17 protein-coding genes and 2 pseudogenes are annotated in these 12806 nt (G+C 64.8%); 6 read left to right on the top strand and 13 right to left on the bottom strand.

Features of this window, described 5'->3' with window-relative positions; translation table 11 throughout:
• Positions 1 to 20 precede the first annotated feature (20 nt).
• Together Q7I88_RS00740 and Q7I88_RS00735 are read left to right on the top strand one after the other, a co-directional pair.
• The gene (locus tag Q7I88_RS00740; RefSeq protein WP_305097130.1) at positions 21 to 1289 is read left to right on the top strand and encodes a Rieske 2Fe-2S domain-containing protein; all 1269 of its coding nucleotides are present in this window, start codon (positions 21 to 23) and stop codon (positions 1287 to 1289) included.
• An 81-nt stretch (positions 1290 to 1370) separates the two neighbouring features.
• Entirely contained in the window at positions 1371 to 1760 is a 390-nt protein-coding gene (locus Q7I88_RS00735) for a hypothetical protein (protein ID WP_305097129.1), read from the top strand.
• Positions 1761 to 1766: 6 nt separating this feature from the next.
• Here Q7I88_RS00735 and Q7I88_RS00730 read toward each other — a convergent pair whose 3' ends face one another.
• From Q7I88_RS00730 to Q7I88_RS00720, 3 genes are read right to left on the bottom strand one after another with little or no spacing between them, the layout of a single operon-like run.
• Positions 1767 to 2159, bottom strand: coding sequence for an acyl-CoA thioesterase (locus tag Q7I88_RS00730; protein WP_439648352.1), 393 nt, complete (start codon positions 2157 to 2159; stop codon positions 1767 to 1769).
• Positions 2160 to 2197: 38 nt separating this feature from the next.
• Positions 2198 to 3337: a M14 family metallopeptidase gene (locus Q7I88_RS00725; protein ID WP_305097128.1), complete on the bottom strand. Its 1140-nt coding sequence runs from the start codon at positions 3335 to 3337 to the stop codon at positions 2198 to 2200.
• Entirely contained in the window at positions 3334 to 3918 is a 585-nt protein-coding gene (locus tag Q7I88_RS00720) for a DUF4136 domain-containing protein (RefSeq protein WP_305097127.1), read from the bottom strand. Before Q7I88_RS00720 ends, Q7I88_RS00725 begins: the two co-directional genes overlap by 4 nt.
• Before the next feature lie 174 nt (positions 3919 to 4092).
• Here Q7I88_RS00720 and ykgO point away from each other — a divergent pair, with 174 nt between their 5' ends.
• Positions 4093 to 4218 (top strand): type B 50S ribosomal protein L36, encoded by a 126-nt coding sequence (gene ykgO, locus Q7I88_RS00715; protein ID WP_033920696.1) that lies wholly within the window; start codon positions 4093 to 4095, stop codon positions 4216 to 4218.
• A 72-nt stretch (positions 4219 to 4290) separates the two neighbouring features.
• Positions 4291 to 4905 (top strand): HAD family hydrolase, encoded by a 615-nt coding sequence (locus tag Q7I88_RS00710; RefSeq protein ID WP_305097126.1) that lies wholly within the window; start codon positions 4291 to 4293, stop codon positions 4903 to 4905.
• Between the two features lie 87 nt (positions 4906 to 4992).
• Here Q7I88_RS00710 and Q7I88_RS00705 read toward each other — a convergent pair whose 3' ends face one another.
• Positions 4993 to 5292 carry a CC_3452 family protein gene (locus Q7I88_RS00705; protein WP_305097125.1) on the bottom strand — a complete coding sequence of 100 codons (300 nt, stop codon included), beginning with the start codon at positions 5290 to 5292 and terminating at the stop codon, positions 4993 to 4995.
• Positions 5293 to 5443: 151 nt separating this feature from the next.
• Between Q7I88_RS00705 and Q7I88_RS00700 the strand changes: the two genes are divergently transcribed.
• Positions 5444 to 5917: a winged helix-turn-helix transcriptional regulator gene (locus Q7I88_RS00700; RefSeq protein WP_305097124.1), complete on the top strand. Its 474-nt coding sequence runs from the start codon at positions 5444 to 5446 to the stop codon at positions 5915 to 5917.
• 12 nt (positions 5918 to 5929) lie between these two features.
• Here the strand turns inward: Q7I88_RS00700 and Q7I88_RS00695 are convergent, their stop codons facing one another.
• The 6 genes and pseudogenes from Q7I88_RS00695 to Q7I88_RS00670 all read right to left on the bottom strand — a co-directional run bounded on the left by Q7I88_RS00695 (position 5930) and on the right by Q7I88_RS00670 (position 9218).
• Complete coding sequence (locus tag Q7I88_RS00695) at positions 5930 to 6301, bottom strand: response regulator (RefSeq protein ID WP_305097123.1); 372 nt, start codon at positions 6299 to 6301, stop codon at positions 5930 to 5932.
• A gap of 76 nt (positions 6302 to 6377) precedes the next feature.
• Complete coding sequence (locus Q7I88_RS00690) at positions 6378 to 6620, bottom strand: twin-arginine translocase TatA/TatE family subunit (protein ID WP_305097122.1); 243 nt, start codon at positions 6618 to 6620, stop codon at positions 6378 to 6380.
• Between the two features lie 62 nt (positions 6621 to 6682).
• Complete coding sequence (locus Q7I88_RS00685; RefSeq protein ID WP_305097121.1) at positions 6683 to 7438, bottom strand: ZIP family metal transporter; 756 nt, start codon at positions 7436 to 7438, stop codon at positions 6683 to 6685.
• A 54-nt stretch (positions 7439 to 7492) separates the two neighbouring features.
• Positions 7493 to 8098 (bottom strand): annotated as a pseudogene (locus Q7I88_RS00680) (ATP-binding protein); the annotation flags it as partial.
• A 71-nt stretch (positions 8099 to 8169) separates the two neighbouring features.
• Positions 8170 to 8871, bottom strand: coding sequence for a hypothetical protein (locus Q7I88_RS00675; protein ID WP_305097120.1), 702 nt, complete (start codon positions 8869 to 8871; stop codon positions 8170 to 8172).
• A gap of 116 nt (positions 8872 to 8987) precedes the next feature.
• Positions 8988 to 9218, bottom strand: a complete 231-nt coding sequence (locus tag Q7I88_RS00670) for a DUF6471 domain-containing protein (protein ID WP_305097119.1) — start codon at positions 9216 to 9218, stop codon at positions 8988 to 8990.
• A 104-nt stretch (positions 9219 to 9322) separates the two neighbouring features.
• On the opposite strand from Q7I88_RS00670, the gene Q7I88_RS00665 reads away from it, so the two are divergent.
• Positions 9323 to 10282, top strand: a complete 960-nt coding sequence (locus tag Q7I88_RS00665; protein WP_305098635.1) for an IS1595 family transposase — start codon at positions 9323 to 9325, stop codon at positions 10280 to 10282.
• Here the strand turns inward: Q7I88_RS00665 and Q7I88_RS00660 are convergent.
• The 3 genes and pseudogenes from Q7I88_RS00660 to Q7I88_RS00650 form a co-directional block, all read right to left on the bottom strand.
• Positions 10279 to 10872: a DUF4760 domain-containing protein gene (locus Q7I88_RS00660; protein WP_305097118.1), complete on the bottom strand. Its 594-nt coding sequence runs from the start codon at positions 10870 to 10872 to the stop codon at positions 10279 to 10281. The genes Q7I88_RS00665 and Q7I88_RS00660 overlap by 4 nt on opposite strands.
• 416 nt (positions 10873 to 11288) lie before the next feature.
• The gene (locus Q7I88_RS00655) at positions 11289 to 11723 is read right to left on the bottom strand and encodes a hypothetical protein (protein ID WP_305097117.1); all 435 of its coding nucleotides are present in this window, start codon (positions 11721 to 11723) and stop codon (positions 11289 to 11291) included.
• 71 nt (positions 11724 to 11794) lie between these two features.
• A pseudogene (locus Q7I88_RS00650) lies at positions 11795 to 12709 on the bottom strand (YifB family Mg chelatase-like AAA ATPase); the annotation flags it as partial.
• Positions 12710 to 12806 lie beyond the last annotated feature (97 nt).

Raw genomic sequence — 12806 nt, 5'->3', positions numbered from 1 at the left:
TGCGCAAGAGGAGAGGAAGGATGCTGAACCAGGCTGACAACGAGCTGCTGACCCGCGTCGGTCCGGGGACCGCGATGGGCGCGATGCTGCGCGAATACTGGGTCCCGGCGTGCCGCTCGGCGGCGCTCGAGGCCGGCGGTGCGCCAGAGAAGGTGCGCCTGTTCGGCGAGGACTTCGTCGCTTTTCGCTCGCCAGACGGCACGCCGGGCTTCCTGCAGGAAGCATGCCCGCACCGCTGCGCGAGCCTGCGCCTTGCGCGCAACGAGGAAGGTGGCCTCAGGTGCATCTTCCACGGCTGGAAATTCTCGGCGGCAGGCAAGTGCATCGACGCGCCGACCGAGCCGCGCGGCCAGCGCGAGAAGTTCGCCGAGAGCGTGCCGGTGCGCAGCCATCCTGTGCACGAGGCCGGCGGGATGCTCTGGGTCTATATGGGGGCCAGGGAGACCCCGCCGCGCTTTCCGGCCTACGAGTTCACCGCGCTTGGCGACGACCAGGTGCAGCCTTATCGCGGGGTGATTCGCACCAACTGGCTGCAAGGCCTCGAAGCGCTGCTCGACAGCGCCCATGTCACCTTCCTCCACGCCACCAACCTCGGTAGCGACGACGGCCGCGAATACTTCAAGGACGAAAGCGACTACATGCTCGGCGACGGTGCGCCGGTGTTCGAGTTCGATGAGCGCCCCTACGGCTTCCGCGAGGGCGCGATCCGGCAGGAGCTTGGCGGCGTGCATTATGCCCGCGTGCGCGAGGTGGCGCTGCCGTTCTTCAGCTTCATCCCCGCCGCGCCGCACGGGGCCCGGGTTACCTGCTGCTCGATACCGATCGACGACGTCACCACGGCGCAGTGGTACATCCTCTACGACACCGAGGGCCCGCTGACCCGCGACCTGATGAGCGCCTTCGGGACGTGGAGCGGGAATCCCGACCATTTCAACGCCGACATGGGCGGTCCCGAGAACCAATGGCACCAGGACCGCGCGGCGATGAAGGCGGGGCACTGGAGCGGGATCGTCAATCGCGGAAATGCCTACGAGGATTTCGCGGTGCAGGAATCGATGGGACCGATCGTCGACCGGACCAGGGAATACCTCGGCACCTGCGACCGGGTGATCTACCGCGCACGGCGCCTGCTGCTCGACGCGGTCCGGCGCCACCGCGACACGGGCGAGCTGGCCTTCGCCGCCGAGGATATCGATTTCGCCGCGATCCGCGCGGTCAGCTTCGCCTTTCCCGAGGGTGCCGACTGGCGCGAGGTCGACCCGGCCGCGCTGGCCGAGGCGGCCGAGTGACGATCGCCTGCGACAGCTTGGCGATTGCGCGCCGGCTGCGCGCGGCATAATCTCCCTGCATCAAGGGAGAGGAGAGTTCGCATGAGGAAGCTTTTCGTGGTCGCCGGCGCTGCCGCACTATTCGCATCGCCGGCGCTGGCCGAGGGGTCCGGCGTAGCCGGCGCCTGGGCGGTCGAGGCGAAGACCGATTTCGGGACCTTCAAGTCCGACTGGACGGTGGCCGAGGCGGGCGGCGCCTATACGCTCGACATGAAGGACGCGCCGATGGAAGGCGGGCCGGGCGGAGACCCGCCCAAGAGCACGATTTCTAACCTCGTGGTCGACGGCGACCACGTCACCTTCGACCGCGCGCTCGACATGGGCGGGCAGCAAATGAAAATGAGCTACGATCTCAAGGTCGAGGGCGATGCGCTGAGCGGCACGGCCAAGAGCGACTTCGGCGACATCCCGATCTCCGGGACGCGCAAGTAAAGCGAGCTAGCGCGCGAAGAAGCGGTCGATGACCTCGCGGGCCGGGCGCACCGGCCTGCGGGTTTCGGCGTCGAGGCAGCACCAGGTCGATTTCACTTCGGCGATGATTTCCTCGCCGCGGCGGACCAGCGTCTCATAAGAGGCGCGCACGCCCTGGACCTTCTCGAGCACGACGTGGGCGATGACGCTGTCGCCGAGGAACGCCGGGCGGCGGTAGGTGATCTCGTGCTTGAGCGCGACCCACAGGTGCTGGGCGACGGCTTCGACCGGGGCAAACGTCTTCCAGTGATCGATCACCGCGTCCTGCACCCAGGCTAGGTACCGCGCATTGTTGACATGGCCCATAAAGTCGATGTCGGCGGGCGCGATGGCGATCGGGAAGAGGTGCGGTTTGCTCACATCATTGTAAGTAGCGATGCATTGTTACGCTGCAAGGACTAGTTGCTCGCCGCGTTCAGCCACTCGACCAGGCTCGCCAGGCATTCGCGGGCCAAAAGCTTGCAGCGTTCGGGGCTCCAGCCCTGTTCGGGATCGGGCAGGTCGGCATTGTCCTTGAACGGCATTTCCAGCGTCATCGAACAGGCGCCGAAGCGTTCCGCAAGCTGATTGGTGCTCATCGACAGGTTGGCCTTCCCTACGCTGGCCGCAGGGTAGCCTTTTTCCACCTGGAAGTCGGGACTGCGGCGAGCGAGAATCTGCCGAAAGCGGTCGAACTTCGCCTGCAGGTCCTCGCTCCACGAAGGAATTCCTTCGAACCCGGCGAGGAAGTTGGCGGCGATCGCCTCGTCGCCGTGGACGTCCATCGCGAAATCGACGCCCGTCTGGTCCATGGCATTGCGGATGGCGAGGACCTCGGGCGACTTGGCCGCGCTCGGTTCGTGCCATTCTCGGTTGAGGTTGGTACCGACCGCGTTGGTGCGCAGGTGCCCGCGGCGGCTGCCGTCCGGGTTGCAGTTGGGCACGACGTGCAGGCGGCACTTCTGCCTGAGGACGCGGGCCACCGGGTCGGCCGGATCGGTCAGCACTTCGAGCGCGCCTTCCATCCACCATTCGGCCATCGATTCGCCCGGGTGCTGGCGCGCGTAGAGCCAGACTTGGGTTTGACCTTCGCCCATCTCGAGGCAGTCGAGCGGCTGGTCGTCGAGGGTGAAACCGAGGCAGCGATAGCTCACGCCTTCGGCAGCGGCGGCCTCGGCGACGAGGTCGTGGTGCCGCTCCATTGAATAGGGCGCGAAATAGGCGAACCAGGCGATATCGCTGGCCGGCGTGTAGCGGATCGTCAGCGTGCCGCCATCCTCGCCCTTGTCGAAGCTCGAATCGGCGCGTCCCCAGTAGTCGCGGTCTTCCGAGACGCAGGAGTTGTAGCCGCTCCACCCTCCCGGATAGGCGCTGGTGTTGAGGTCGACGATCCGCAGCACCAGCTCGCGCCCGGCCGCGCCGCTGACGCGGAAGTGAAACCACTGGCGGAACTCGGACTGGTGGTCGGGCGGGATGGCCAGGGTGGCGGCGGCGCCGTCGATGGAGATTACGTCGATGTTGCCGCTGTCGAAGGCAGCGTTGATTACGATATCGGTCATTTGACCTCGATAGTCGTGCCGGATTCGCCGGGAAACCCCTTGAACAGCGCCGCCGCCATCTTGTTCGCCGCGGCCTGCGCGCTGGCATAGTCGCTGTTGGCGCTGGCCGAGAATTCGGCGCGGCCTTCCCACAGCGCCTGGCCGGTGCCGTTGTCCTTGATGACCACGCGCAGGCGGTTGTCGGTCACTTCCGGAGGAGGGCCTGAAAGGTCGACGCCGAGACCGACGCCCACCCCGGAGCCGTAGGAGCCGGTCGAACCGCCGACGCCGACGTTGACCGGTCCGCGGCGCGGTTCCGGCAGGTCCCTTGCGCGCTCGACCCGGACCTCGGCAACCTGCGCGCTGACTTCGTTTTCGACCACGCGGTAACCGAGTTTCGCCAGTTCGGCGGCGACCGCTTGCTTCCAGGCAGCGAATTCGAGGCTGTTGCCGTCCGTCGCGGCGCGCACGGAAATGGATCCCTCGCCGAGTCGGGCAGGTTCGTTTCCGATAAACCGGGTGACCGAGACGGGTGAGACGACAGTCTGTGCGCATCCTGCGAGGGCGAGCGCGGCGAAGGGGGCGAGGAGGAGGCGTCGCATGGTGGGGTAACGTCCAGCAAGGGTGAAGGTGCCAGCGGCTTGGCACAGGGGGCGTGGCCGGCAATGAACCGGCTCTGCGTGCTTGACTTCGCGGACAGCCGCCCTTAGTGGCCCGCGCTTGAAATTACGGCATCGGAGGCCATCTCCGGTGCCGAACTTTTTGGAAGAATCGTCATGAAGATCGTCAACAGCCTCAAGTCGCTCAAGGGCCGCCACCGGGACAACCGCGTGATCCGTCGCCGCGGCCGGGTCTACGTGATCAACAAGACCAACCGCCGCTTCAAGGCGCGCCAGGGTTAATGCAGGCCGCGCCGCGATTCGTTCGCGGCTGCGAAGACATGCAGGGCTCCCGTCGATTCGGGGGCCTTTTGCATGCCTGAAACGCCGGCAGCGGTGGTGTTCGACATCGGCCGCGTATTGTTCGACTGGGACCTGCGGTACCTGATGGCGAAGCTCGTCGCCGATCCGGACGAGCTTGACCACGTGCTGGCCAATGTCATCAGCGAGGAATGGCACTTCCAAAGCGACCGCGGCACGCCGCTGGCCGAGATGGTGCGCGCGCGGAAGGCCGAGTTTCCCGAGCATGCGCACCTCATCGATGCCTATGCCCGGCGTTTCAACGAGACCATCCAGCATCCGATCGAGGGCACCCATGCGCTGGCCCGGCGGCTCCATGCGGCGGGAGTGCCGCTCTACGGGCTGACCAATTTCGGCGCCGAGTTCTTCGCCGGATTCCGTCCGCTCGAAGCGATCTTTGCACTGTTCGAAGACATCGTCGTCTCGGGCGAGGAGAAGGTCGCCAAGCCCGATGCGCGCATCTACGAGATCAGCGAGCAGCGCTTCGGCCATCCGCCCGCGGCACTGTTCTTCACCGACGACAACCCGGCCAACGTCGCCGCCGCTCGCGCGCGCGGCTGGCAGGCGCACCTGTTCGAAGGGCCCGAGGGGCTCGAGGACGAACTGCTGCGCTGCGGTCTGCTGCGCTGACAAAAAGACCCCCGCGCTGCTTGGGAGCGCGGGGGTACGGGAGGGCATTCCTGGATGGAGGGAATGCCCGGGGGGTGGAGTTGAGGCCTAGCCGTTGCAGCGGGCGAGGTCTTCGGCGCCGAGGTCTTCCCCGGCGGCGCTGAAGCGAACGACCGCCGGAGTTTCCCGCGCCAGCTTGCGGCAAACGATCACCGGGCGGCTGTTGTCTTTGTCAGCGACGCACGAGGTGCCCTCGCAATTCCAAAGCAGCCCGCCGGCAACGATCCTGGCAGCGCCGGCCGGTGCGGCCAGCTGGGCCTGGTAGTAGGGCGCCGATGCGGCGGCCGCCGGCGCGGCCAGGGTGCACGCGGCGAGGGCGGAGAGGGCGAACGTGCGAATCGGGGACATGGGACACTCCGGGTTCATCGGTTGCGCTTTACAACGAGTTGCGAATCGCTACTTAAATTTACGAGTTTCGTATTGCAACCGAAAAATCAGTGTCCGTTGCATGACGGCCCGGCAGTGGGTTAATCGTTAACCGGAGAATGGAAAGGCGCCGATGGGCCACCTGCACGAGAACCTGAGAGAAGTCGTCGAATGCGGCCTGCCCGGCGCGCTCGAGGTCATCGGCGACAGGTGGAGCTTCATGATCCTGCGCGCCGGCTTCAACGGCATCCGCCACTTCGACAGCTTCCAGTCGGAACTGGGCATCGCCCGCAACATCCTTTCGGGCCGGCTCCACAAGCTGGTCGAGAATGGCATCTTCAGCCGCGAACCTTGCGAGCATGACAAGCGCAAGGTCGAGTACCGCCTGACGGCAAAGGCCATCGATCTCCTGCCGGCGCTCATCGCGCTAAGGCAGTGGGGCGAGAAGTACACCTCCAAGGTCGCATCGAGCCCCGTGCTGGTCGACGCCCGCGATCGCCTGCCGATCGAACCGGTCCGGCTGCACGCGCACGACGGCCGCCCGCTGCAGTATTCCGACCTCGATTGGGAAGAAGCCGAGCGGGTCGGTTCGCCGCGCGAGAGCTAGCCGGGGCCCGGGTCAGGCGGTGGGCAGCAGCTCGTCGATGGTCCCCAGCAGCGCGGAGATCGTAACCGGCTTGGAAAGATAACCCGCCGCCCCGGCCTCGCGAATCCGCGCCTCCTCCGCCCGTCCGACATAGGCCGTGATGGCGAGGATCGGCAGGTCGCGGTAAGCGGCCTGCGACTTGAGCCGCTCGGTCAGCACCAGACCCGATACATGCGGCAGGTTGATGTCCATGATGATGAGGTCGGGCGCGACGCGGGAGACCTCCTGCAGCACCAGCGCGCCGTCGCCGACCGCGGTGACGGCGTACCCGGCCTGCTCCAACGTCGCACAATAGAACATGCGGTTGAGCAGGTCGTCTTCGACGACGAGGATACGCCTGGCCATGGAGGGACAACGCCTGAGGGGCGACCGGTTCCGGCGTTAAGCACGATTTTTGGTTAACACGCCGCGTGCGGCGCGCTCAGCCCTCTCTTGCGCCGCCGCTTTCGCGCTGGTCGAGCGTCACCTTCGAGGGCGGGGCGATATCCGGATTTTGCGAGGCCAGCTTGCGCTCGCGGTCTTCGTCTTCGTCCTTCATCCCCTTGCGAAACTCGCTCAGGCCCTTGCCGAAGTCGCCCATCGTCTCGGAGATCTTGCCGCGCCCGAACAGCACCATCACCACCACGGCGACGACCAGCCAGTGCCAGATTGAAAACGAACCCATCGCTCCGATGCTCCTTCGATCCAACGCCTAGCAGGTCGCGCCCGGCGCACAAAGCGGTGCGATCATCCTGCGCTGAAGTAGGATGCGACGAGCGCGAACAATACGAACCCGCCCGAGATGGCCAGCGTGGACCGCTTGCTGTCGGGCGCCGCGGCGTGAGCCTCGCCGATGATTTCCTCGGCAGCGGCAACCAGCAGCAGGCCGGCGGTGAAGGCGAGCGCGACGAGCTGGACCGCCTCGGCCTGGTTGCGCAAGAGCAGGTAGGAGAGCAGAGCCCCGGCCAGAACCGGCACCACGAACGAGGCACCGATAAGCAGCCGGCGCGAACGGGGCGTGCCCTTGTCCTTGAAGTTCGCAATCGCGGCGAACCCTTCCGGAATATCGGCGGTAACCTGGCCGATCGCCAGGACCAGCGCGAGGCCGAGCGAGATGGCGGAGCCGGTGCCGATCAGCAGGCCGTCGCTGAACAGGTCCACGACGACGGCGGCGTAGATCACCCACGCGCCGCTGACATCGGCTGCCGACTTTGCGGACCTGCTCCGCGCCGACTCCGTCAGCCTGTCGATCAGCGCTTCGAGGCCGATGTAGAACACGCCGCCGGCAAAGAACGCGCCTGCCGCCAGCAACGGGGGCGCACCGGCGAAAGCGCGAGGCGCCAGCTCGATGGCAATGACGCCGAAGAGAATCCCGGCAGAGAGATGCAGGGCGAAAGACAGCCGCTTGCGCGTCGTTCGAGTGAACTCTGCAACGAGCCCGCCGAGAAAATTGCCCGCGGCGGGGAACAGGGCGAGCAAGAGAACCTGAAACAGCTCGGACATGCCCTGACAACGAGGCGCGACGCGATTTGTTCAGTCCTGCGCGCCGCGGGCGCTTCAGGCCCGGGGCGGCTGGCGGCGGTAGCTGAGCGCCTCGGCGACGTGGATGCGCCCCACCTCTTCAGCCCCCGACAGGTCCGCGATGGTGCGCGCGACGCGCAGGATGCGGGTGTAGCCGCGGGCCGACAGGCGCATCGCCTCGGCGGCCTGCATCAACAGCTTGCGGCCGGGCTCGTCGGGCGTGGCGAGAGTTTCCAGCGCCTCGCCGTCGAGTTCGGCATTGGTGCGCGCGCCGGTCCGGTCCTTGCGCGCGGTCTGGACGGCGCGCGCCGCCGCCACGCGCGCGGCGACTTCGGCGCTCCCCTCGGCCGGCGGGGGCAAGGCGAGGTCGGCGGCGCTGACCGGGTCGACCTCGACGTGCAGGTCGATGCGGTCGAGCAGCGGGCCCGAGACCTTGGACTGGTAGTCGGCGGCGCAGCGCGGGGCGCGGCTGCAGGCCAGAGCGGCATCGCCGAGATGCCCGCAGCGGCACGGGTTCATCGCCGCGATCAGCTGGACCCGTGCCGGGTAGGTCACGTGGGCGTTGGCCCGCGCCACGCTGACCTCGCCGGTCTCGAGCGGCTGGCGTAGCGAATCGAGCACCGCGCGCTGGAACTCCGGCATTATGTAGCAAACGCACCATGCTGAGGGCGCTTGTCGCCCTCTGCGTTGCGGGTGTCACCGTTTGCGGTGCGCTAGGTGTCTTTGGGCTTTCCCTTGGGATAGGCCAAACTCCAGCGCCACTCGCGAGCAAGTCCGCTGTCTCGCCAGAAATGGAACGCGAAGAAGGAGCGGTGCTCTCCCAAGCCGTCCGCGTAGCGCACCATCCCGTAAAGGAAATTCTTAGGGGGTCCATGGCGAGGGGCGCCGATAACCTCAGCCTTTCCCTCAGCGACGAAAGTGCTCAGGGGAGGACCCATCATAATGCCGTTTTGCTCCCACTCGTTGGAATCGGACCAGTGGGAGGCGACGAGCGTCACGACACAGTGAGAACCACCGATGTTGGTCGCCCTCAGGTCTACATAGGGCGGTTCATGGTCTTGGTGGATGTGATAAATCGAGACAATCAGCCTAGCGCGTTGAGCGGCCCGCGCGATCTCGTTGGCTTCGCGCATGGCTTCAGCGGCTTGGCGGGAAGCATCGGCGCTACTTTGGGCGAGGGCAAGGGCTTCGTCGGCGTCTTTCGTCGCTTCTTCCGCAGCGAGAACAGCCTTCCGAGTGTAGTGGAGAGTGGCCAAAAGACCCACCGTACCGATGGCAGCCAAAATCAGGCCCCAGAAGGCATAGTCAGCCGCATCTCGCGCGGAATCCGCAGCCTTCCACTGGGCGCAAAGGTCTTCTTCGCTTCGATACCGTCCTGGCCCGCATGGCCCCTCATCTTCCGAGGGCTTGACCATATCGACGGGTTGGGGCGGCGGAAGAACCGCTGGCGTGGTGGACTGTTGATTGGCCTCGCGTGCTGTCTGTTCGCCGTTACCGCCGGTCTGTGGGGCTGGGCTAGTCCCTAGCAGGGTCAGTCCCGCAAGCGCACAGACGATGCTCCGATAGCCTCTAAGCATTGCAGAAAAAATACCGCCGTGAACTTACCCCTGCTGATCTTATTGCGGATATTCGGCTCCGTGTCATGCACTCCGATATCCGCCAGCTTCCCGACAAGCTGCGCGTAGGTGATGCCTCGGCGGGTTAGTTCTGCCTTGAGCATCCCCTTCACCTTGCTTTCCCACTCTTTGTCCTGAACTGGCAATGTCGCCTCCTATGGTGCTAATGCATCATATACGATGATGATTGCCACTTGACAAGATGCTGCACTGCCATTATCTCCGATGCATAAGCACTGGAAACGATGACATGGCACAACACTTTCTCCTCTCCGCAAAGGCTCGCACCCTCTCCCTCAAGACGGTTTTCCGTATGAGCGAGGACGAAGCCTATTCGCTGTTCTGCGAAATGCGCTGGCCGGAAAATGACGGCGCGGCGATCTGCCCGCGTTGCGGCTGCACGGAGGCCTACACCATCACCACCCGCCGCAAGTTCAAGTGCGTTGCCTGCCACCACCAGTTCAGTGTCACGAGCGGCACGATCTTTGCCTCGCGCAAAATGTCATTCTGCGATCTTCTCGCCGCCATCGCGATCTTCGTGAACGGCGCGAAGGGCATCGCGGCATTGCAACTCTCGCGCGATCTGGACTGCCAATACAAGACGGCTTTCGTTCTCACGCACAAGCTGCGCGAGGCAATGGCGCGCGAGGATATGGCGCAGCAGCTTGAGGGCGAAGTCGAGTTGGACGGCGCGTATTTCGGCGGTTACGTGAAGCCCGCCAACAACAAGGAAAATCGCCGCGACCGTCGCCTGCGCGAGAACCAGAGCGGCAAGCGCCAGGTCGTCGTTGTCGGGCGCGAGCGCAACGGCGAAAGCATCACGGTCGTTGCCCATAACGAGGCCAAGGGCGGGCAGGTAATCGCGGCTCGCATCCATCATATGTCCACGGTCCACGCGGACGAAGCTTCGCATTGGGATGCGCTTCACGCCCGGTTCGACACGCACCGCATCAATCACCAGCTCTCGTATTCGGACGGCTATGCCTGCACCAATCAGGCCGAAAGCTTCTTTAGCCGCCTGCGCCGGATGGAAACCGGAACGCACCACCATATCGCCGGTCCGTATCTCGCCAGCTACGCGGCGGAAGCCTCATGGCGCGAGGACAATCGCCGCGTGGACAACGGCTCGCAGGCTATGACGCTGACCGCCGCCACGATGGAAGCGCCGGTTAGCCGGGGTTGGAAGGGGTATTGGCAGCGGGCGGCTTAACGCGCTTTAGCCATGTCCCGAGCAGCATCGATCTTGTCATGCTGCTTTCGTAAAGCCCACCAAGCCATCTTCACGCGATTAGGCGATGAGACTGGGTGCCCGTCTTTCAGCCAGCTTCTATACAGGCCGCTCGCTTCGCAATAGATCGAAGCCTTATTGGCTTGGAGCGCCTCAATCAAATCCGATACGCCCTCGTAATCCATCATGAATTGGTTATGGTACCATCTCTTGTAGATCGCCTCATCGAATAGCCGTCGTCGTATCCCGAGCGCCATCAGCTCATAGATGTTGAGCTGCTGCAGAACCAGATTGCGATCTGTATTGCCGACTGAATCCGGCTGCGCCAGCGCGACCATTTTGAACGGGTCATCTGGATCTTCGTGCTTTCGGATAAGATCGCGGAATTTTCGGTATTCCGCTTGCACATCCTTATCCATTAAGGTCTTCATGACCATGTCGAGCGTTGCCCGGCGTCGAGTAGCGGCCCGAGTGCTTTTGTAGGCTAGATATGCGACTGTTACGGAAATGGCTGCGATAGTCGCGCCAACTGCTGGCGCTGCGTCCTTCCACGCAATTAAAAATTCTTTCAACGGCCCACCCCCTCAACAAAAACGCCCCAGCTTATTAGGCCGGGGCGTCTTATTCAATCTGGAAGGTGGGCTCAGTCTACATAGCCTTCTTTGCGCATTCGGGTTACTCCCTTTCGATCAGTCGATAATAGGTGGGGGCAGGTTAAGTTCAGTTTAACCAGTCTGCATCTCACATGATGACGTTTAGCAGCGCCGGTGGGTATATACAAAAGCCTAGAGCAGTTGATGTGTCACGGTCAACGGTCTAGACCACTTCATGTTCCAGATAGGGAATGTATCCCCGGCCACAACGTCTTTCGGCGGGCCCCCTATGCCATTTGTCGAGTAGCTGCAATATTGAACTGGTGCGCCTCAAACTCGAATACGCCGCCCTGCTAGCCCTCTCGCTTCTAGGCCTAGGCGCGATGATCTACAGCCTACTTGGCTAGGCTCCACGCCAGCAACCCGCCCTTAGCGGACGTCTCGGACACCACCAGCGCCCGGTCGCGAGCATTGCGCAGCGCAGCGCCTACGCGCTTGTGCATCGCCTTCACCAGCGCTTTGTCGGCGGTATTCAGTTCCCGCTCGGCCATGAGCCGCACTGTGATCGCTTTAGCGTCCATAGCGCCCTCAGAGCGCAGCATGGCGAGGATTGCGCGCGTCACCTGTCCCTTGAAGGCGTGATGCCGTGGCGGGAGCGGTTTGGGCCGTATCTCGTCCAATTCAATGTCCGGGTCGAATAGCCGTAGGGTCGCGTCAACGTGGTCCAGGTCGATCATGGCCTGCCGGAGCTGGTCCTGTAGCACGTCGATCTGGCCCGTGAGTTCGCCCCGCTTGTCGCGTAGGGCGGTGATTGCGTGCTGTGTCCCCATATCCGATACATAGGGGATTGCGGGCGATGGCATCTATCCCCGTGTTGGTGCGTTTGCTACATAATGCCGTGGAACTCGGGCAGTTCGTCGAGGAACAGCACCCCGAGGTGCGCCAGGCTGACTTCGCCCGGCTTGACCCTGAGGCCGCCGCCGGTCAGCGCAGCGATCGAGGCGGAATGGTGCGGGTCGCGGTAGGGCCGGCGGCGCGAGATGCGCCCGCCTTCGAGCGTGCCGGCGACCGACTGCACCATCGAGGCTTCGAGCGCCTCGCCCGGGGTCATCGGCGGGAGGATTCCGGGAAGGCACGCGGCGAGGAGCGACTTGCCGGCGCCTGGGGGACCGATCATCAGGAGGTTGTGGCCCCCGGCGGCGGCGATCTCGAGCGCACGCTTGGCGATCTCCTGGCCCTTGACCTGTTTGAGGTCCGGCCCCGCTTCCGCTTCGACCGCTTCGCCGGGTTGCGGCTCGGGAAGCGTCTGCGTGCCCTTGAGGTGGTTAAGCAGGCTGACGAGATCGGGCGCGGCACAGACCGGGATGCCGCTGGCCCAGCGCGCCTCGGCGCCTTGCGCGGCGGGGCAGATCAACCCCTTGTCCGCTCCGCTGGCAAAAATTGCCGCGAGCAGCACACCGGGGCTCGCCACCACCCGCCCGTCGAGCGCCAGTTCGCCGACCGCGATCCAGTCGCCGAGCTGTTCGGCGTCTGTCACCCCCATCGCCGCGAGCAGGGCGAGCGCAATCGGCAAGTCGTAGTGGCTGCCTTCCTTGGGCAGGTCGGCGGGGGAGAGGTTGATGGTGATGCGCTTGGGCGGCAGCGCCAGCCCCATCGCGGCAAGCGCGGCCTGGACCCGCTCCCGGCTCTCGCCGACGGCCTTGTCGGGCAGACCGACGATGTTGAAGCGCGGCAGGCCCGGGGCAACCTGGCACTGCACCTCGACGGCGCGCGCCTCGAGCCCGAGATAGGCGACAGTCGATACGAGTGCGACCACGTAATCCCCCTGAGGGGCGACGATAGCGCGGCGCGGGGCTATGTCGAGAAAAACCAAAGCAAATCCGCTCCGCTTCGGGCGCTATGGTGAATCCGCC

It is taken from the genome of Croceibacterium aestuarii, assembly GCF_030657335.1.
GTDB lineage: Bacteria > Pseudomonadota > Alphaproteobacteria > Sphingomonadales > Sphingomonadaceae > Croceibacterium_B > Croceibacterium_B aestuarii.
This window is presented reverse-complemented; position numbering and strand designations above follow the sequence as displayed.

Coding starts and splice junctions, on each gene's coding strand:
- Q7I88_RS00740 (WP_305097130.1), top strand. CDS start 21: ATGCTGAACCAGGCTGACAACGAGCTGCTGACCCGCGTCGGTCCGGGG.
- Q7I88_RS00735 (WP_305097129.1), top strand. CDS start 1,371: ATGAGGAAGCTTTTCGTGGTCGCCGGCGCTGCCGCACTATTCGCATCG.
- Q7I88_RS00725 (WP_305097128.1), bottom strand. CDS start 3,337: ATGACCGATATCGTAATCAACGCTGCCTTCGACAGCGGCAACATCGAC.
- Q7I88_RS00720 (WP_305097127.1), bottom strand. CDS start 3,918: ATGCGACGCCTCCTCCTCGCCCCCTTCGCCGCGCTCGCCCTCGCAGGA.
- ykgO (WP_033920696.1), top strand. CDS start 4,093: ATGAAGATCGTCAACAGCCTCAAGTCGCTCAAGGGCCGCCACCGGGAC.
- Q7I88_RS00710 (WP_305097126.1), top strand. CDS start 4,291: ATGCCTGAAACGCCGGCAGCGGTGGTGTTCGACATCGGCCGCGTATTG.
- Q7I88_RS00705 (WP_305097125.1), bottom strand. CDS start 5,292: ATGTCCCCGATTCGCACGTTCGCCCTCTCCGCCCTCGCCGCGTGCACC.
- Q7I88_RS00700 (WP_305097124.1), top strand. CDS start 5,444: ATGGGCCACCTGCACGAGAACCTGAGAGAAGTCGTCGAATGCGGCCTG.
- Q7I88_RS00695 (WP_305097123.1), bottom strand. CDS start 6,301: ATGGCCAGGCGTATCCTCGTCGTCGAAGACGACCTGCTCAACCGCATG.
- Q7I88_RS00690 (WP_305097122.1), bottom strand. CDS start 6,620: ATGGGTTCGTTTTCAATCTGGCACTGGCTGGTCGTCGCCGTGGTGGTG.
- Q7I88_RS00685 (WP_305097121.1), bottom strand. CDS start 7,438: ATGTCCGAGCTGTTTCAGGTTCTCTTGCTCGCCCTGTTCCCCGCCGCG.
- Q7I88_RS00675 (WP_305097120.1), bottom strand. CDS start 8,871: ATGGTCAAGCCCTCGGAAGATGAGGGGCCATGCGGGCCAGGACGGTAT.
- Q7I88_RS00665 (WP_305098635.1), top strand. CDS start 9,323: ATGGCACAACACTTTCTCCTCTCCGCAAAGGCTCGCACCCTCTCCCTC.
- Q7I88_RS00655 (WP_305097117.1), bottom strand. CDS start 11,723: ATGGGGACACAGCACGCAATCACCGCCCTACGCGACAAGCGGGGCGAA.